The sequence below is a fragment of the Streptomyces odonnellii genome, from assembly GCF_000981895.1.
In the GTDB taxonomy this organism is placed as follows: domain Bacteria; phylum Actinomycetota; class Actinomycetes; order Streptomycetales; family Streptomycetaceae; genus Streptomyces; species Streptomyces odonnellii.
In genome coordinates, this window is sequence record NZ_LATD01000142.1 from 1 (window position 1) to 18,024 (window position 18,024).

Genomic DNA, 18,024 nt, shown 5'->3' on the forward strand with positions numbered 1-18,024 from the left:
GGCCGGGACAACGGGGAGCAGGCGGGGGAGCGGGGACCGGAGCGGACCTCCGGCGTACCGCCGCGGACCCCTGGTGTGCTGCTGCTCCACGGACTCATGGGCCGCGCCTCGCACTGGGCCCCCACCGGACGCTGGCTCGCCGAGCGGCACCGTACGGTCGCACTCGACCAGCGGGGCCACGGCTTCAGCGAGAAGCCGGCGGACGGGCCGTACACCCGGGAGGCGTATGTCGCCGACGCGGAGACGGTGATCGAACAGCTCGGACTCGGTCCCGTGACACTCATCGGGCACTCGATGGGCGCGCTCACCGGATGGCAGCTCGCCGCGAGGCGGCCCGATCTGGTGCGGGCCCTGGTCATCTCCGACATGCGGGCCTCCGCGCTGGGAGCCAAGTCGCAGCGGGAGTGGGCCCAGTGGTTCGAGGCGTGGCCCGTCCCGTTCGCCACGCTCGACGACGCGCGGAAGTGGTTCGCCGAGGACGACCCCTGGGCGGACCGGCCCACTCCGTCGCGCGGCGAGTTCTTCGCCGAGGTGATGACGGAGCGGGCGGACGGCTGGCACCCGGTCTTCTCGCGCGACCAGATGCTGACCTCCCGGGCGACCTGGGTCCATGACGCCCACTGGGAGGAGCTGACCCAGGTCCAGTGCCCCGCGCTGGTGGTCCGCGGACTGGACGGCGATCTGGGCCGCGCGGAGGCCCAGGAAATGGTCCGGGTCCTGCCGCGCGGCCAGTACGCCGAGGTGACGGACGCGGGCCATCTCATCCACTACGACCGGCCGGAGGCGTATCGCGCGGCGATCGAACCGTTCCTGGACGGGGTGCTCACGCGGTGACGGTGGCTGCCGCCGGGGCTGGGGGCGTGGTGCTTCGCCGGGTCCGTCCGGGTGCCGGTTTGTCCTCAATCGCCGGACGGGCTGGTTTGGGCCGGTGTTCCGACGCGGTGACCGGCGCCGGGGCCGGGGTCGCGGTGTTTCGCCGGGTCCGTCCGGCTGACGGTTCGTCCTCAATCGCCGGACGGGCTGATATCCAGCCCGTCCGGCGATTAGGACACAACGCGGTGCCAGCCGCAGCCCTACCCCTTGCTGACCGCCGTCAGGATCTCCGGGAGGCGGGCCGCGGTGCGCGGGGCCGCCAGGCGGAGGCCTCCGGCGGTCGCCAGCGCCCCGTACACCGTGCCCACGGGCAGCAGCAGCCATGTCCAGCCGTCGGCGCCCGACACATGGAGCCAGACGGTCAGCGCGATCACCGGCGCGCAGATCAGGGCCGCCGCGAGCATGCCGCCGACGATGGAGATCCAGGCGAGCCCGGCCTGTCCCGGGGCGACGTTCTTGTACGCGCTGTCCTGCGGGATCGAGTACGGGAAGCGGGCCGAGGCCACCGAGCCCGTCGCCAGCATCGCGCCGAGCAGCGCGAAGGACAGGCCGAGCGCCTCGGGCAGCGCGTGCCAGTCGCCCAGCAGGGCGGCCGTGGCCACAGTCACCAGCGTCGCGTACGGCAGGGTGATCACCAGCAGTGTCAGGGCCCGCGCCCGCAGCTCCAGATAGGCGTCCCGCGTCGAGGAGATCGTCAGCGCCACCATCCAGAAGGCGGAGGTGTCCTGGCCGAACTGGTTGTACATCTGGATGCCCAGCATGCCCGCCGCGAAGCACGCGAAATAGATCGTGCCCTGGCCCTGGACCGCGTTGAACAGCGGCACGATCAGCCCGATGGCCAGCGAGGTCACCCAAGCCGCCTTGGTCTTCGGATCGCGCCACACATAGCGCAGACTGCGCAGCATCACCGTGCCCGTACGCCCCTCGGGCAGCAGCCGCCCCAGCCGTCCCGCCGCCGAGGCGGATTCCGTACGCGAGGGTTCCGCGGCGGCGAGCGTCGAGCCGTCCGGGGCCGTCATCAGCTTCACCAGCGACCGCTGCCACAGTCCGAGCAGCGCCACCGGGGCGGCGGCCGACAGCAGCAACTGCGCCGCGGCCGTTCCGTACGCGCCCGCGCTCGCCGAGTCCACCGCGCCGAGCGCCGCCGCGGGCGGCAGCCACCGTACGAGCCCGGCCGCCGGGTCGAGCTCCGACAGGCCGCCCGCCTCGCCGAGCCGCTGCGCGGCGAAGTTGACGACCTGGATGCCCACCGCGATCAGCAGACCGCTCAGGACGGCCAGATCGCGGCCCTTGCGCGAGGTCAGCAGCCGGATATTGGCGGTCGCGACGGCCCGCGCCAGCACCACACACGTCAGCAGCGCCAGCGGTACGGCGACGACCGCCACGGCCACCGCCGCCGCGCCGTGCGCCACCGCGATCGCAGAACCGAGCAGCAGACAGAAGGAGAACACCGGCCCGATCCCCACCAGCGACGCCATCAGCAGCGCCCTGACCAGCGGCTGGGGCCGCAGCGGCAGCATCACCAGCCGGGTCGGGTCCAGGGTCTCGTCCCCGCCGGGAAAGAACAGCGGCATCACGGCCCAGCCCAGCCCGAGGACCCCGGCCAGCAGCACGACCAGCGTGCCCGCGTGATCGTTTCCGCGCAGCAGCACCAGCCCCAGGAGCTGTCCCGCCGCGATGAGCAGCGCGAAGACCGCGGAGACCACATACGCGGCGGTACGGCCCGACGACTGCCGCAGACCGTTGCGCAGCAGGGACAGCTTCAGCCGTACGAAGACAGGGGTGAGCGGGACGCCGCCGGGAGCGGGAGCGGTCCCGGCCTGCGAGGTCCGGCTCATCGGGCGCCGCCCAGCCAGTCCAGGGACTCGCCGGTGTCGCGGGACCCGGCGCCCACCAGTTCCAGGAAGGCGCTCTGGAGAGACGGCGAGCCGCCCCGTACCTCCGCGAGCGTGCCCTGCGCGCGGATCCGGCCGCCCGCCATCACCGCGACCCAGTCGCACAGCGACTCGACCAGCTCCATCACATGGCTGGAGAAGACGACCGTCGCGCCCGAGTCCGTATAGCGCTCCAGCACGCCCCGGATCGTCTGGGCCGAGACCGGGTCGACGCCCTCGAACGGCTCGTCCAGGAACAGCACTTGGGGGTTGTGCAGCAGCGCCGCCGCCAGGCCTATCTTCTTGCGCATGCCGGTCGAGTAGTCGACGACGAGCTTGTGCTGGGCGCCGGCCAGGTCCAGTACGTCCAGGAGCTGGGTGGCGCGCTTGTCGGTCTCGGTACCGGGCAGCCCCCGCAGCCGCCCGGTGTAGCCGAGGAGTTCGCGGCCGGAGAGCCGCTCGAACAGCCGCAGCCCCTCCGGCAGTACCCCGATCCGCGCCTTGACCTCGGCGGGGTCGCGCCACACATCGTGCCCGGCCACCAGCACCCGCCCCTGGTCGGGCCTGAGCAGGCCCGTGATCATGGACAGGGTGGTGGTCTTGCCCGCGCCGTTCGGGCCGACGAGGCCGATGAACCGGCCCGCCGGCAGCTCCAGATCGATACCGGCGACGGCGACCTGCTCGCCGAATCGTTTCCACAGCCCTTCGACCCGGACGGCGGGCGGTGGCGTCCCCGTCCCGCCCGCACCGCCCGCCGTTCCGGTCGCCCCGGTGGCCGGTTGCTCCGGCGTCCTTCCCTGTGCCTGGTCCCGTGCCTGGTCCGGCATGGCGCTGCCTTTCGGTGTCCCGTATATCTACGGGACCACCCTATGTACGCCGGATCGCTATGTACGACGGGTTCGCCGTGCGGCGGCCTCCTGCCCGCACGCGTAGGCCAGCGGGCTCATCAGCTCCTCCGCGTCGGGCAGCCAGCGGTTCGCGAGCGTCGGCCTGCGGGCCCACTGCACCGCGCCCCTGCCGCCGACCCTGGTCGGCGGCGCCGCCACGTACTGCCCCTCGCCCAGCGCCACCAGATCGATCGCCTGGGGTGACCAGCCCTGCCCCCGTACCAGCTCCTCCGCCTTCGCCGCCGCGCCCGGCAGGACGAAGAACACCATCCGCCGGTCCGGTGTGCAGGTCACCGGGCCGAGCGTGAGATTCAGCCGCTCCATCCTGGCCAGCGCCAGAAAACCGGCCGACTCCGGTACGTCGAGCGCGTCGAAGGCGCGTCCCGTCGGCAGCAGCACCGATGCCCCGGGCCTCGTCGCCCACAGTCTGCGCACCGCCGCCGCGCTGCCCGTCGCCTGCGCCGCCCACTCCGGTCCCGTCGCGTGCGACCCCGGCAGGGGGCAGCCCGCCCGGCGGCACGAGCACCGCTCCGTGCCCTCGACCGCCTCCAGCCATGTGCCGGGGAACACGTCCCAGTGCCTCTCTTCCGTATACCGCACCGCGCAGTCCAGCGGCAGTTCGCCCCGCTGCCCCGGGATCCGCGCGGCGTCCCTGACTCCGATCGTCTCTTCCACGCACAGCACAACTCCCGCCATCACCACGGGTTACGGGCGCACGGCGCCGCGCCGTGCGCCGATTCCGCCCATGGGGCGCATCGATGCATGGGCGGGGGCGCGCGTGCGGGTGTGCGGCGGTATCCGGGTAGCCACCCCCGGGGCTCAGACACCATGGGGGGCGAGCAGTGAGCAACAGCGGGCAGCGAGGGCGAACAGCGGGCCGGCCGGGCCGTGTTCACCGACGCTTCCGAAGAACCGTCGAAAATTTCGCTTATCGCCGAACACGCGCATTCTCCGCAGATCTGCCGGGCATTGGTCACTTAGCTGATCACTGCGGCCACAGGGGGTATCCAAAATGGCAGCCAGGCCTCTCGTAGCGCGACAGCCGAACGAACGGCTCCAGGCGCTCATCCAGGAAGCCGGGTGCTCCAACGCCGGGCTCGCCCGCCGCGTCAACATGGTGGGCGCCGAGCGCGCGCTCGACCTGCGGTACGACAAGACATCGGTGGCGCGCTGGTTACGCGGACAGCAGCCACGCGGCCGGGCCCCGGGCATCATCGCCGAGGCGCTGGGCCGGAAGCTGGGCCGTACGGTCACGATCGACGAGATCGGGATGGCGAACGGCAAGAATCTCGCCTCCGGCGTCGGACTCCAGTTCTCGCCGACCGTCCTCGGCGCGATCGAGCAGGTCTGTGAGCTGTGGCGGAGCGATGTGGGGCGGCGGGACTTCCTCTCCGGGTCCGCCGTCGCGTCCTCCGCGCTCGTCGAGCCCAGCAGGGACTGGCTGATCACGGCCGCCGACCCGGCCGTCGCGCGCAACACCGGTGCGCGGGTGGGGGATTCGGATGTCGACGCGGTACGGGCGATGACGCACTCGCTCATCGATCTGGACCACCGCTTCGGCAGCGGCCATGTGCGGCCGGTCGTCGTCCACTATCTGAACAGCGTGGTGGCGGGGCTGCTCTCGGGCTCGTACCGCGAATCGGTCGGGCGCAGGCTCTTCGCGGCCGTCTCCCGGCTGACCGAACTGGCCGGGTACATGGCGGTGGACACCGGACAGCCGGGGCTCGCGCAGCGTTATTACATTCAGGCGCTGCGGCTGGCCCAGGCCGCGGGGGACCGCGGGTACGGAGGCTATGTGCTGGCCGCGTCCATGAGCCATCTCGCGGCGCAGCTCGGAAACCCGCGGGAGATCGCGCAGTTGGCGCGGGCGGCGCAGGAGGGGGCGCGCGGACAGGTGACCCCGCGGGCGCAGGCCATGTTCTACGCGGCCGAGGCGCGCGGCCACGCGCTGATGGGCGACAGCAGGACCTGCGGCGCGGTGGCGGGCCGGGCGGTCGAGTCGCTGGAGCGGGCGGACGCCGAGTCCGGCGACGACCCCGAGTGGATCGCCCACTTCGACCAGGCCTATCTCGCCGACGAACTGGCGCACTGCTACCGGGATCTGGGGCAGCCGGAGGCGGCCGGGCGGCATGCCGCGGACGCGCTGGAGGGCCACCCCGAGTCCCGGGCGCGGCGGCGGGCGATCGGGCTGGTGCTGCTGGCGATGGCCCAGGTCCAGCAGCGCGAGGTGGAGGAGGCGTGCCACACCGGCATGCGCGCGGTCGAGCTGCTGGGCACGCTGCGCTCCAGCCGGGGCGCGGAGTATCTGGACGATCTCCAGCAGCGTCTGGAGCCGTACGGAAACGAGCCCGTGGTACGGGAGTTCGGGGCGCGGCTGGAGATCCAGGCGGCTTGAGAGGGGCTCGCCGGGCACCCGCGTGAGGGATGTCACGGGACGCGTGAAAGTTCTGTGACGAGTCTTGCGCGGGGATGTCCTTGAGGTGTCGTGCGTGCGGGTGCCGCAGGGGTGTGGTGCCCATGCCGTGCCCGAGGCGTGTCCAGGGCCGTGATCAGGCCCAAGTCCCCGCCGGTACCGGCGTTTTCGGCCTCGGTAACAGCGTCTCCCGGGGGCGGGGCGTTACCGGATCCGGGCGCGTGGCAGTTTCCGCGATTCACCGGGTAGCGTGAACCGACGTTCGGTAGGTCCACACGTTCCACACGTAGGAGTCCCGGTGACGCACAGCGGACAAGGGGATGAGCCGCGGCACCCCGCCGCTCGGCCCGCGCACGAAGGCGTTGTGCTGCCCGGCGACGGCAGCGCGCCCTGGATCCCGGGCCAGTCCGCGGAGGAGCCCGCACAGGGGCCCGCGGGCGGTCAGCCGTGGGGACAGCCTTGGGGACCGGGGGACGGGCAGCAGGACCAGTCCGGGTACGGCGGCGGGGACCAGCCGGGATACGGCGGCGGGGCTCAGCCGCAGCACGGCGGCCGGCCTCCGCACGACGGCTCGCAGCAGGGCGGGCAGCCCCAGTACGGCGGGCAGCAGGGGTACGGGCAGCAGCCGGGCGGCCAGTCGTACGGACCGCAGGAGGGCGCCCCGTACGGAGGCCAGCTCCCGCCGAGCCTGCCGCTTCCGCCGGCGCAGGAGCCGGGCCTGCCCTATCCGCAGCAGGAACAGCCGTACCAGCAGCAGAGCCAGCCGTATCAGCAGCCCCAACCGCCCCGGCACGCCCAGCCGTTGCCCCCGCAGGCCCCCGCGGCGGGCAGCGCGGACGCCACGCAGTATCTGCCGCCGGTGGCTGCCGCGCCCGGCATACCCGGCGCGGGGGACGCGGACGCCACCCAGTTCATCGCCCCGATAGCCGCCGGCCCCGGCCCCGGCATGCCGCCGCCCGAGAGCGCCGCCGAGGCCACCCAGTTCCTGCCCACGCCCATCCAGGGCCCCGGCCCCGGTCAGGGCGGCCCGGACGCGGACGCCACGCAGTACATCGCGCCGGTACCGGCCCAGCCGGGACCCGCGCAGAACGTCCCGGCCGCGCCCCCCGGCGCTCCGTACGGCATCCGGCCCGGCGAGCCGGGCGAGCGCCAGCCGCCCGCCGAGTTCGACAGCCTCTTCCGCAGCGACGCGCCGCCCGGCGGCGGCCAGGGCGCGGACTCGACGCAGCCGCTGCCCCAGTTCGGTGCCGGCCGCGGCCTCCAGCAGGGCGGCCGCAGGCCTGCCGCCGCGCCCTACGAACCGCCGCAGCACGCCTCGTACGACCAGGGCCGGGCGCCGCAGGAGCCGCGTCAGCCGCAGGGCCGCGCCGCCGGGCGCCGCAAGTCCTCGCCCGTCCCCGTGATCGCGGCCGTCGTGATCGGCTGCGCCGTCCTCGGCCTCGGCGCGGGCGCGCTGATGAGCGGTGGCGGCGACGAACCGGCGCAGGACAACAGCGCGGCCGTGGGCGCGGTGAGTTCGCCCCCCGCCGAGCCGTCCGCCCCGAGCGAGGACGCCGACCCGGCCAAGCCGCAGGCGGAGGCGCTCGACAAACTGCTCGCGGACAGCGGCAGCAGCCGGGCCACGGTCATCAAGGCGGTCGAGTCGATCAAGTCCTGCGACAACCTGGACCAGGCGGCCACCGATCTGCACGGCGCCGCCGAGCAGCGCCGCGATCTGGTGACCCGGCTCAAGGACCTGACGCTCGACAAGCTGCCCGACCACGAGGAGCTGACCTCGTCGCTGACCGACGCGTGGGAGGCGTCGGCCTCGGCGGACGACCACTACGCGAACTGGGCCAGGCAGGTCAAGGGCAAGAAGAACTGCAAGGACGGCGAGGCCCGGGTGACGCAGCAGGCGGCGGAGGGGAACCGCGCGAGCGGCGACGCGACGGCGGCGAAGCAGAAGGCGTCGAAGCTGTGGAACGGCATCGCGACCAAGTACGGGCTCTCGCAACGCCCGCCGACCCAGCTCTGACCCGCCGGCCACCGGCCGCCGCCGGAGGCCGACGGCCCGGGAGCCGTAGCGGCCGTAGGTGCCGGGCGGGGTGTCGGCGGCGTGGGTGGGTTTCACACGGTCACAAGCGGCAACACGCTGGACATGTCCTCACGTCATCGCAGTGGAAGCGGCTCCGCGGCGACGCTCATCGTCGTCGTCGCGGACATCATGGCCTTCATCCTGGGCCTCTGGATCGTGATGTACCTGCTGGACGCCAACCGCGCCAACGACCTGGTGGAGTTCGTCCGGGACGCAGCACGCTGGCTGGCCGGCTGGTCCTATGACCTGTTCACCTTCGACGAGGCATGGGCGCGTGTCGTCTGCGGCTACGGACTCGCCGCCGTCGTCTATGTGCTGATCGGCCACGGCATCGCGGGCCGGGTACGGCGTCTCTGACCGGCATGGCCCCGGCCGCTCCGATCAGCGGCCGGGGCGGCGTCCGGGGGCGGGGCGGGGCATGTCGTCCCTCCCCGCCTTACGAGACCGTGCCGCCCACCGTCTGGCCGACGTCGACGAGGCCCTTCTTCTGGGCCACCAGGCGGCCTTCACGTACCACCTGGAACGTCACGTCCCTGTTGACGATCCGGGGGAAGCCCGGCGCGCCCAGCATGTCCTCGTACCGCCAGCGCAGCGGCGGGGTGAGGCCGCCGGTGTGCACCTGTACGCCCCGGTCGAGGGCGTCCGCGATCTTGCCCGAGGTGATCACGTCGGCGTTGATCGACTCGATGACCTTCTTGAGCGCGGTGTACGCGATCCAGGTCGTCTGCGAACCCGGGTCCGCCGGGTCGATGTCGTTGTCGCCGAAGGCGTACTTGTCGATCACGTTCAGCATCGGCTTCCACGCAGGGTCGGTCGCCACCGGGTACCAGCCGGTCAGATACGCGCCCTCGAAGGGGCCTGTCTTGCCGCCCGTGCTGTCGATGAGCGGCTGGCCCACACTGCCGAGGACCGAGGAGACCTTGATGTCCCGGCCGTCCTCCGGCACCCGGCGGTAGGAGTCGAAGAAGGTCTCCGTACGGTCGCCGAGCACCGCGGTGACACAGCCGTCGTCCCCCGCCCGCGAGCGGGCCTGCTCGGCCTGGCGCGTGTAGTCGGTGGCGTCCTCGGCCGCGCGGATGTCGCCCGCGATGCCCCTGCCGCCCTGTGCCAGACCGGAGTTGAGCAGCTCGGGCAGATCGTCGCCGGAGATGGTGTCGGGCCGTACCAGCGCCGTACGCTCGCACTCGCGGGCCAACTGCCTGCCGTTGCCGGCGAGGAGCGTCGCCTGGCCGCCGTTGACGGGATAGGAGAGGAAGCTGGTGAACTCCTCCTCGGTGAGCCCGTATCCGCCCAGGAACGGGATGGACGCGGCCTCCAGCGGCGCCATGAACTCCCGGCCGTGCTGGCTGTACGAGCCGACGACCGCGACCGCGTTCTCGTTCACCGCGCGGCGCGCGCAGTCCGCCGCCCCCGCGGTGCTGTTGTTCTCGTTGCAGGTGAGGACGCGCAGCGTATGACCGTCGATCCCGCCGCCCGCGTTGACCCAGCGGGCGAACGCCTTGGCCATGGCCGGCATGCCCGGCTGATTGGTGGCGTTGGTTCCGACGGGCGCCCAGGTCATCACCGTCACGGGCTCCCTGGAGCCCCCCGAGCCGCCAGGGAGTACGCCGCAGCCGGTCAGGAGCGACGCTCCCACCACCGCGGTACAGACGGTACGAAAAACACCGGACTGGAAGGGGCGGAAGGAAGAAGAGCGACGCCTACCGGTCATAGTCATGCAGGCTGCCGCCTCCAGGTAACGGAGGAATGGTTAAAGTTCAATGTTTGATGACTTAGGGGTGAATTACGGGGGCCGATGGGTCCGCGTCCGTACGGACCGTAGAGTCAAGGACTGTGCAGCAAGGTTCCGAGAACTCTTCCCGTCGTACCCGTCACTCCCCCACCATGGGCGGCATGCCGCTGAATGACATGCCATGGTGGCGCTGGCGCAGCAATGTGCGCTCGGCGCTGCACATGCTTTCCGATCCCGTCTTCCACCAGGAGTACTGGCTGGCCGGCCGCGAGGGGTACGGCGATGTCACCGACGCCGTGTACCGGCTGGTCGAGGACACCTGGCTGGACAACTGGTCCGCCGAGAAGTACGTCGGCACGATCTTCCGCGACTCCGCCGAGGCCGCCCTGGTCGATCTCGCCGTGCTGCGGGTGCTGCGCATCATGCACCAGGTCGGCGCGGACGCGCCCGTGTCGGCCTATCTGGAGCACCACGGCTGGCCGGAGGCGGTACGGGCGGCCCGCGAGGCGCACGTACGGCTGGCGACCAGCGACGGGGACGATCCGGACACCGTGCCGAAGTCGCTGGACGTGCTGCGGATCATGACGCGGTCGGTGTGAGTACGGCGGGGTTTCGCGGCGGTGTGGGATCCTCTGAGGTCATGAGCACCGCCCCGCAGCGGCCGCCCGCCGCGAACACGCCCGCGCAGCCCGAGCAGCACCTGAAGCCCGAGCAGTACGTTCTGACGCTGTCCTGCCCGGACAAGCAGGGGATCGTGCACGCCGTGTCCAGCTATCTGTTCATGACCGGCTGCAACATCGAGGACAGCCAGCAGTTCGGGGACCACGACACCGGCCTGTTCTTCATGCGGGTGCACTTCTCGGCCGGCGCGCCGGTGACGCTGGAGAAGCTGCGGGCCAGCTTCGCCGCCATCGGGGACGCCTTCCGGATGGAGTGGGAGATCCACCGCGCGGAGGAGCGGATGCGGATCGTCCTGATGGTCAGCAGATTCGGCCACTGTCTGAACGATCTGCTCTTCCGGGCCGGGACCGGCGCTCTGCCGGTGGAGATCGCGGCGGTCGTCTCGAACCACACCGACTTCGCCGAGCTGGCCGCGTCGTACGGCATTCCGTTCCACCACATCCCGGTGACCAGGGAGACCAAGCCGGCCGCCGAGGCGGAGCTGCTGGAACTGGTCCGTGCGGAGCGGGTGGAACTGGTGGTGCTGGCGCGCTACATGCAGGTGATCTCCGACGATCTCTGCAAGCAGCTCAACGGCCGGATCATCAATATCCACCACTCCTTCCTGCCGAGCTTCAAGGGCGCGAAGCCGTACCACCAGGCGCACGCGCGCGGGGTGAAGCTGATCGGCGCGACCGCGCACTATGTGACGGCGGATCTCGACGAGGGCCCGATCATCGAGCAGGAGATCGAGCGGGTCGGCCACCAGGTCACGCCGGGGCAGTTGGTGGCGATCGGGCGGGACGTGGAGTGCCAGGCGCTGGCGCGTGCGGTGAAGTGGCACGCGGAGCACCGGATCCTGCTGAACGGGCACCGTACGGTCGTCTTCGCCTGACCTGCCCGTCGCACCCGGCGGGCGGGGTGTGACGAATATCTCAGCGGGCGCCTCGGTGGCAGGTGCCTCAGTGGCGGGTGCGTCGGAGGCAGGTGGTTCAGAGGCGGCTCATCGAGGCCGCCGCCGACAGCACGTCCCGGATCGCCTCACGGTCGCCGTCCTGCCCCGCCGCCGCTTCCTCCGGTGTGACATGCCCCGCCACGAGCTGGCAGAACTCGACCGCGTCCAGGGCGACTTGGCCCACCGAGCGCTCGGGGGAGCCCAGCGCGGCGGGGGAGTCCAGGGCGATGTACCAGCTTCCGCCGCCCGCGCCCTCCACCTCCAGCCGCAGCGACCGGCCGGGCGAGCCCGCGGTCACCAGATCCCGGGCGGGCCCGGCGAGACCGTTGCGCCGACGCGTCGCGATGGCCGACGGCAGCACTCGCGCGGCCAGATCGACCATCCGGTGCAGATGGGCACCGCTGGGCGGCTCGTACGGATAGTCCACCGCCTCCGCGATGTCCGTACCGTGCACCCAGCACTCGAAGGCGCGGTCCAGCAGCGCGTCACGGAGCGGCAGGGCGAAGAAGTCGCCGTACGACACGGAGAGTTCGGCCACCCCGCGGCCGGCGAAGGACACGGTGCGGATCAGCGCGTGGCTCTGCTCGCGCCACGGCTCGTGGACGGCGCGGGTGGGCGGGGACTTGGCGGTCCGCCAGTGGATCTCCGTACGGTCGGTGGGGTCGTCCGGGGCGCCGTCGCCGAGCGGGTCGTCGAGACCGAGGGCGCCCGCGACCAGGCCGTCCACGGTCATGAGATGGTCGATGACCCCGGCGACGGTGGTCCTGCGCGAGACGGGCCGCTCCTCCTCGAACCATCTCAGCCGTACGGGCGCGTGCCACTCGCCGTCCCCGATGTCCCGCAGCAGCGCGTCGAGCCGCGCGGTCTCCGCGTCGTACGGAGCCGACCAGGCGGGCACGGGTATCCGGGCGGGTCTGCGGCCGAGGCAGCTCTCCAGCACCCGGGAGCGCAGCAGCGGATCGAGGTCGAGACTGCGGTCGGTGTGCAGCAGCCCGACGGCGTCACGGAGGCGGAGCGCCTCGTCGGCGCAGGGCGCGCACTCGGTGAGATGGTCCTCGACCAGCGCGGTCTCTTCGGCGGAGCAGGCGGCGAGGGCCCAGGCGCCGAGCAACGAGGCGAGCACGGAGTGGGGGAGCTTGCCGGCGGAGGCACTGGGCTCGTCCGGGCCCTGGCCCCGGTCCGGGCCCTGGCCCCGGTCCGGGCCCTGGCCCCGGTCCGGGCCCTCGCTCCGGTCCCGGCCCTGGGCCCGGCCCTGGTCCTGGTCCCGGCCCTGAGCCTCGGACTGGTCCTGGGACTGAGCCCGGACCCGGTCCTGGTCGTGGCTCTGGTCCCGGTCAGTGGCCTGGGCCGCGGACCGGTCCTCCCGCTCCCGGTCCCGGTTCGCGGCCCGGTTCTCGGACTGGTCCCGGTCCCGGTCCCGGTTCGCGGCCCGGTCCTCGGACTGGTCCCGGGGCTCCGGTGGCAGGGTCCGCTCGTGCCTGCCCGGGGCCATGTCGTCCGCCGCCTGCCTCGGGCCCGGGATGCGCGGGGAGGCGGGCTGTCCTTTGCGGTCGCGGCCGCCCGGGCCGCCGTCCAGCGGGCCGGTCACAGCGAGCGTCCGTTCCCCGGTGGCGAAGTGCCGTCCGCCGCATGGGTGCCGGCGGTCGAGAGGAGCTGGAGTCCGAGCCGGAGCCTGCGCCGGGCCTCGTCCTCCGTGACCCCGAGATCCGCCGCGGCCTGGCGGTAGTTCCTGCGGCGGAAGTACGCCAGCTCCAGCGCGGCCCACAGCGGGGCCGGCATCGACCCGACGATGTAGTCGGCGCGGGCCGCCGCCGAGGCCCTGCGTATCTTCTCCTCCAGTTCGGCCAGTTCCTCGGCCGTGCCCTCGCCGTTCGCCTCGTACGCCGCCGCCTCGGTCTGCCGGAACCTGCGTATGGCGGTCCTGCGGGTGATTCCGGCCACCCAGGACCGCATCGAGCCCTGCTTCGGGTCGTACGTACCCGGGTTGTCCCAGACATGGGCGAAGACTTCCCGGGTGACGCGGTCGGCCGCGTCGCTGTCGTCGAGCACACGGTTCGCCAGACTGTGCACCAGCGGCGCGAACCGGTCGTACAGCTCACCGAGCGCGGCTGCCTCGCCCCGCGCGAGCCGCTGCTGCATCCTGCGGTCCCACCGGGGCGGAGTGTCCTTCGCCATACGACCCCCAGCCCTGTTCCTGCGCCCGTCCGTCCGCCCTGCCACCGACATGCCGTACGTGTCGAATTCCCCCGTCCCTTCGAATGTAGTGGGCGGCACCGAGGACACACGCCCCTTTGTGGCAAGTGCGCCCCCACGGCACTCATCACGTTTCGGACGGGCTCAGTGGGGCAGGCGCGGTGAATGTCCGGACCGCGCCGGACGGTTCCTGGCTGCTTCCGGCCACCGGGCCGCGGCTCCTCCGTGCCACAGAGGCGCGCGGGAGCCGTCCGTCGTCGTACCCTCCGGGGATGGACAGCGCAGAGTACGAGGGCAAGATCGCCTCCCGGTTCGCAGCCTTCGACCAGGACGGCAGCGGTTATATCGACCGCGAGGACTTCAGCGGTGCGGCGGCGGCACTGCTGGCCGAGTTCGGCACGACCGCACGCTCCGACAAGGGCCAGGCCCTCTACAACGGGGCCGAGGCGTTCTGGCAGGGCATGGCCGGGATCGCGGATGTGGACGGCGACCAGCGGGTCAGCAGGCAGGAGTTCGTGACGGGCGCGGTGAAGCGGCTGCGGGACAACCCCGAGCGGTTCGCCGAGATCGCCCGGCCGTTCCTGCGCGCGGCGATCGCCGTGGCCGACGAGGACGGCACCGGGGTGACCCGCGCGGCGGCCGAACGCGCGCTGCTGGTACTGGGGGTCGGCACGGAGGCGGCGGGGATGGTGGCCGAGCGGCTCGACGCGGACGGCGACGGCAGGATCAACGAGGAGGAGATCCTGGCCGGCTTCGCCGCGTACTACGTCACACCGGAACCCTGACCGGCCGGGGCCGGTGTTCGATCCGGCCCCGCCCGTCCGTCGCGGCCGGTCGGCCGTGGCTTGCCGGCCGCGACTGGTCCGTCGTGGCTTGTCTGTTTTCATGCGTCTTTCACGCGTTCTCTCATGCGTCCGCCTCGCCGGGAAAGTTCGCGCGTCGGCGAAAAGTTCTGGCCCCGGCGTTCTGCTGCGTCACCGTGTGTGCCGACGCGGCCGTTTCACGGTCGATACCGGGTTGTGTCCTTACGGCGGGCCGTCACAGGCCGGAGTCGCTTCGGGCTCCGGTACGCTCCATGGGGTGCGAGAGCTTGTGAGGCGCGAGGATCGCGGTGCTGCCAGGAGGGTGGCTCCGGGACCGGGGATGTGCGCCGCTCGTGCGGTACGGAGGCGCCGTACGCCCCCTTGTTCGACTCCCCGCAGCGCGCGTCGCACAGTATGCAGCACGCGTACTCCTTCGCGCTGGAATATGCCCGAAGCGCTTGTTGCGGTGACTGTACGTCAACCATGCTGTCTCGCAAGGGCATCACGTTCAGTGATCCTGTCGAGGACCTTGTCGAGGCGCGAGGCGATGTGTCCGCCGGTTCGGATGGTGTGAGCGGTGCAGGTGCTTCAGGTTCAGTTGGAGGTCGGGCCCGACCCGGCGGAGGTGGGGCGTGCGCGCCGATGGGCCAGATCCCGGCTCGTCGGCTCGGGGATAGGGGACGACGAACCGGTCGCGGAGACTCTGATCCTGCTCATCTCCGAGCTGGTCACCAATGCCGTGGTGCACACCGGCTGTCCGGCCGTGCTGCGGATGCGGTTCCGGCCCGGCGGGGCCGAGGCCGGCACCGTACGGGTCGAGGTCGCCGACGCGAGCGCGTGTCCGCCGCGCCCGCGCCACGCGGAGGGCGACGACACCAACGGCCGTGGTCTGGAGCTGGTCGACGGGCTGGCCGACCGGTGGGGCTGGCAGCCCGAGGGCGCGGGCAAGCGGATCTGGTGCGAGGTCGACCGCCTGGCGCCGGAGCGCGCGCCGAGCGCGTACGAACCGGCCGCGTACGAGCCCCGGCCCGCCACGAACGGTTCCGCCTATGAGACCAGGCCGCCCGCGGGCGCCGGTGGCGGCGGGGCGCGCCCCGCCTACAAGCGGTCGTGCGCGGTGCCGCGTCCCGCCTGACCGTCCGGTGTCCGACGGTCCCGCGCGTCGTCCGGCCGTACCTCTGCGCGCGTTCCCACCGGGGTCCCCGCTGGTGTTCCTGCCGGGGTCTCCGCTCGCGTCCCCGCTCGGGTTCCCGCGCGGAAGGTGCGCCGGTAGACCGTCGGCGCGACACCCAGCGCCGACTGGAGGTGCTGGCGCATCGACTGCGCCGTACCGAACCCCGAGTCCCGCGCCACCTGATCGACCGACAGATCCGTCGACTCCAGGAGGTGCCGGGCCCGTTCGACCCGCTGCCGCACCAGCCACTGCCCGGGGCTGACCCCCGCCTCCTCACGGAACCGGCGCGTGAACGTCCGTACGGACATGGCCTCCTGCTCCGCCATGTCGCGCAACTGGATCGGCTCATGGAGCCGCGCGAGTGCCCACGTCCTGGCGGCGGTGGTGGTCGCGAGCTGGGGTTCGGGGACCGGGCGCCGGACGTACTGGGCCTGGCCGCCGTCCCGGTGGGGCGGTACGACCGTACGGCGCGCCACGTCGTTGGCGACCGCGGCGCCGTGGTCGCGGCGCACGATATGGAGACAGAGGTCGATCCCGGCGGCGACCCCCGCCGAGGTCAGCACATCGCCGTCGTCGATGAACAGCACGTCCGCGTCGACGCCGACCCGCGGGAACATGCGCTGGAAATGGGCGGCGTGGAACCAGTGGGTGGTCGCGGGCCGCCCGTCCAGGAAGCCCGCGGCGGCCAGGACATAGCTGCCGGTGCAGATCGAGACCATGCGGGTGCCCGGACGCAGCCGCGCGAAGGCGGCCTTCAACTCCTCGGAGAGGATGCCCTCCTCGTAGACCGGGCCGAGTCCGTACGAGGCGGTGACGATCACGGTGTCGGCGGTGGCGAGGGCCTCGGGGCCGTTCTCGACGAGGACCGAGAAGTCCCCGCTGGTACGGACGGGGCCGGGCGGGCGGACGGAGCAGGTGACGATCTCGTACAGCTCGCGGCCGGCGGAGTCGCGGGCGATACCGAAGATCCGCAGGGGGATGCCCAGTTCGAAGGGGAGCAGGCCGTCGAGGGCGAGGACGACGACCCGGTGGGGGCGAGTGCCGTCGACGGAGCCGGGGCAGGTGCCGGAGCCGGGGGCTGGTGAGTCCTGCATGGGGTCCTCCGGTCTGGTGCGTCGGGCGGGTCGGGTGCGGGGGCTTGCGGTGGTCCGGCGGTGATCCGGTGACGGTCCGGTGGCGGTGCTGCGGCGGTCCGCTCCGTGGATGCGTGTTGGAGGCCCGGACCACCGCTTGATATCTGTCACCCCTGTGACTCAGAATCGCGTGGCGGCCCAGGCCATTCCCGAGCCGGACATTCCCGGTGACCCACTGGAGACGGTGGAGCTCACCCTCTGGAACCGTAACTTCCGGCTCTTCTTCCTCGCCCGTACCGTCGCGCGCTTCGGTGACGGGATGGTGCCGGTCGCGCTCGCCGCGGGGCTGCTCGACGCGGGGTACGGCGCCTCGTCCGTGAGCTTCGCGCTCGGCGCGTGGATGGTGTGCTTCGCGGGCTTCGTGATCATGGGCGGGGTGCTGGCCGACCGGTTCACGCCGCGCCGGATGATGGTGCTGGCGGACGTGGTACGGGTGGTGGGCACCGTGGTGCTGGCCTGCGCGTTCGTCCTGGGGCCGCCCTCGCTGTGGCTGGTGTACGCGCTGAGCGCGCTCAGCGGGCTGGGCGCGGCCATCTTCCAGCCGGGCGTGGCCAGCATGCTGCCGCTGATGGCGCCGGACGTACAGCGCGGAAACGCGGTCCTGCGGGTCGCCGAGTCGCTGACCACGATGGCGGGGCCCGCGGTCGCGGGCGGGCTGGTCGGCTTCGGCGGTCCCGGGCTGATCTTCGGGGTCAACGCGGCGACCTTCGCGGTCAGCGCGGTGTGTCTGTTCCTGATCAGGATGCCGTTCGTCGCGCCGGTCGTCGGGGAGTCGATGCTCGCCGAACTGCTGGGCGGCTGGCGGGAGTTCAGGGCACGGTCCTGGCTGTGGGGGGTGATCGCGGTCTGGTCGGTGTACGGGATCACCGTGCTCGGTCCGATCACCCCGCTGGAGGCGGTGGTGGTCACCGAGCGGCACGGCTCGGCGATGTTCGGGCTGATGATGGCGGTCGCCGGCGCGGGCAACGCGGCGGGCGGGCTGCTGGCGATGCGGGTACGGCCGCGCAGACCGCTGTTCGCGGGGACGTTCGCGCTGTTCGGGGTGGTCGCGAACGTACTGGTCCTGGCGTACGACGTGCCGGTGTCCGTGCTGGCCGCGGGGTTCTTCCTGGGGGGTGTGGCGCTGGCGTTCTGGCTGGTGATGTGGTCCACGACGGTCCAGACACAGGTCCCGGCGGAGGCGCTGAACCGGCTGCACGCGTATGACGTGGCGGGCTCACTGATCATGCTCGCGGTGGGGCGGGCGCTGGCGC

General features: G+C 72.4%; 16 protein-coding genes. 9 read left to right on the forward strand and 7 right to left on the reverse strand.

Going from position 1 to position 18,024, the window contains the following annotated elements:
• On the forward strand, nt 1-834 hold an 834-nt coding region (locus WH07_RS14790; protein ID WP_106409575.1), incomplete at its 5' end, for an alpha/beta fold hydrolase.
• A gap of 239 nt (nt 835-1,073) precedes the next feature.
• Here WH07_RS14790 and WH07_RS14795 read toward each other — a convergent pair.
• Genes WH07_RS14795 through WH07_RS14805 form a run of 3 tightly spaced genes read right to left on the reverse strand, consistent with a single transcriptional unit; the run spans nt 1,074 to nt 4,330 of the window.
• Nucleotides 1,074-2,711 (reverse strand): hypothetical protein, encoded by a 1,638-nt coding sequence (locus tag WH07_RS14795; RefSeq protein ID WP_046500337.1) that lies wholly within the window; start codon nt 2,709-2,711, stop codon nt 1,074-1,076.
• A complete protein-coding gene (locus tag WH07_RS14800) occupies nt 2,708-3,574 on the reverse strand; it encodes an ABC transporter ATP-binding protein (protein ID WP_046500338.1) in 867 nt (288 codons plus the stop codon). The genes WH07_RS14795 and WH07_RS14800 overlap by 4 nt, the downstream gene beginning before the upstream one ends.
• A 57-nt stretch (nt 3,575-3,631) precedes the next feature.
• The gene (locus tag WH07_RS14805; protein ID WP_232788899.1) at nt 3,632-4,330 is read right to left on the reverse strand and encodes a bifunctional DNA primase/polymerase; all 699 of its coding nucleotides are present in this window, start codon (nt 4,328-4,330) and stop codon (nt 3,632-3,634) included.
• A gap of 316 nt (nt 4,331-4,646) precedes the next feature.
• Here WH07_RS14805 and WH07_RS14810 point away from each other — a divergent pair, with 316 nt between their 5' ends.
• From WH07_RS14810 to WH07_RS14820, 3 genes are all read left to right on the forward strand, one after another.
• Nucleotides 4,647-6,029: a tetratricopeptide repeat protein gene (locus WH07_RS14810; RefSeq protein WP_046500340.1), complete on the forward strand. Its 1,383-nt coding sequence runs from the start codon at nt 4,647-4,649 to the stop codon at nt 6,027-6,029.
• 316 nt (nt 6,030-6,345) lie between these two features.
• Nucleotides 6,346-8,061, forward strand: a complete 1,716-nt coding sequence (locus WH07_RS14815; RefSeq protein WP_052744387.1) for a hypothetical protein — start codon at nt 6,346-6,348, stop codon at nt 8,059-8,061.
• Nucleotides 8,062-8,184: 123 nt separating this feature from the next.
• A complete protein-coding gene (locus WH07_RS14820) occupies nt 8,185-8,478 on the forward strand; it encodes a hypothetical protein (protein WP_046500342.1) in 294 nt (97 codons plus the stop codon).
• 79 nt (nt 8,479-8,557) lie between these two features.
• Here WH07_RS14820 and WH07_RS14825 read toward each other — a convergent pair whose 3' ends face one another.
• Nucleotides 8,558-9,832 (reverse strand): ABC transporter substrate-binding protein, encoded by a 1,275-nt coding sequence (locus WH07_RS14825; RefSeq protein WP_046500343.1) that lies wholly within the window; start codon nt 9,830-9,832, stop codon nt 8,558-8,560.
• A gap of 173 nt (nt 9,833-10,005) precedes the next feature.
• On the opposite strand from WH07_RS14825, the gene WH07_RS14830 reads away from it, so the two are divergent.
• The gene (locus WH07_RS14830; protein ID WP_046500344.1) at nt 10,006-10,452 is read left to right on the forward strand and encodes an SCO4402 family protein; all 447 of its coding nucleotides are present in this window, start codon (nt 10,006-10,008) and stop codon (nt 10,450-10,452) included.
• Between the two features lie 41 nt (nt 10,453-10,493).
• On the forward strand, nt 10,494-11,408 hold the full coding sequence (gene purU / locus WH07_RS14835) for a formyltetrahydrofolate deformylase (protein WP_052744388.1): 915 nt from the start codon (nt 10,494-10,496) through the stop codon (nt 11,406-11,408).
• A gap of 97 nt (nt 11,409-11,505) precedes the next feature.
• Here the strand turns inward: purU and WH07_RS40345 are convergent, their stop codons facing one another.
• Together WH07_RS40345 and WH07_RS14845 are read right to left on the reverse strand one after the other, a co-directional pair.
• Nucleotides 11,506-13,056 (reverse strand): hypothetical protein, encoded by a 1,551-nt coding sequence (locus WH07_RS40345; protein WP_408645846.1) that lies wholly within the window; start codon nt 13,054-13,056, stop codon nt 11,506-11,508.
• On the reverse strand, nt 13,053-13,643 hold the full coding sequence (locus tag WH07_RS14845; RefSeq protein WP_046500345.1) for an RNA polymerase sigma factor: 591 nt from the start codon (nt 13,641-13,643) through the stop codon (nt 13,053-13,055). Before WH07_RS14845 ends, WH07_RS40345 begins: the two co-directional genes overlap by 4 nt.
• Before the next feature lie 290 nt (nt 13,644-13,933).
• Here WH07_RS14845 and WH07_RS14850 point away from each other — a divergent pair, with 290 nt between their 5' ends.
• Entirely contained in the window at nt 13,934-14,446 is a 513-nt protein-coding gene (locus WH07_RS14850; protein WP_046500346.1) for an EF-hand domain-containing protein, read from the forward strand.
• Between the two features lie 595 nt (nt 14,447-15,041).
• Nucleotides 15,042-15,599 carry an ATP-binding protein gene (locus tag WH07_RS14855; protein WP_232788900.1) on the forward strand — a complete coding sequence of 186 codons (558 nt, stop codon included), beginning with the start codon at nt 15,042-15,044 and terminating at the stop codon, nt 15,597-15,599.
• Here WH07_RS14855 and WH07_RS14860 read toward each other — a convergent pair.
• The gene (locus tag WH07_RS14860; RefSeq protein WP_079023231.1) at nt 15,563-16,732 is read right to left on the reverse strand and encodes a GlxA family transcriptional regulator; all 1,170 of its coding nucleotides are present in this window, start codon (nt 16,730-16,732) and stop codon (nt 15,563-15,565) included. The two genes, WH07_RS14855 and WH07_RS14860, sit on opposite strands and share 37 nt — an antisense overlap.
• Nucleotides 16,733-16,886: 154 nt before the next feature.
• Here WH07_RS14860 and WH07_RS14865 point away from each other — a divergent pair.
• Nucleotides 16,887-18,024: MFS transporter (locus tag WH07_RS14865; protein WP_408645847.1), on the forward strand; the 1,138-nt coding region annotated here is incomplete at its 3' end.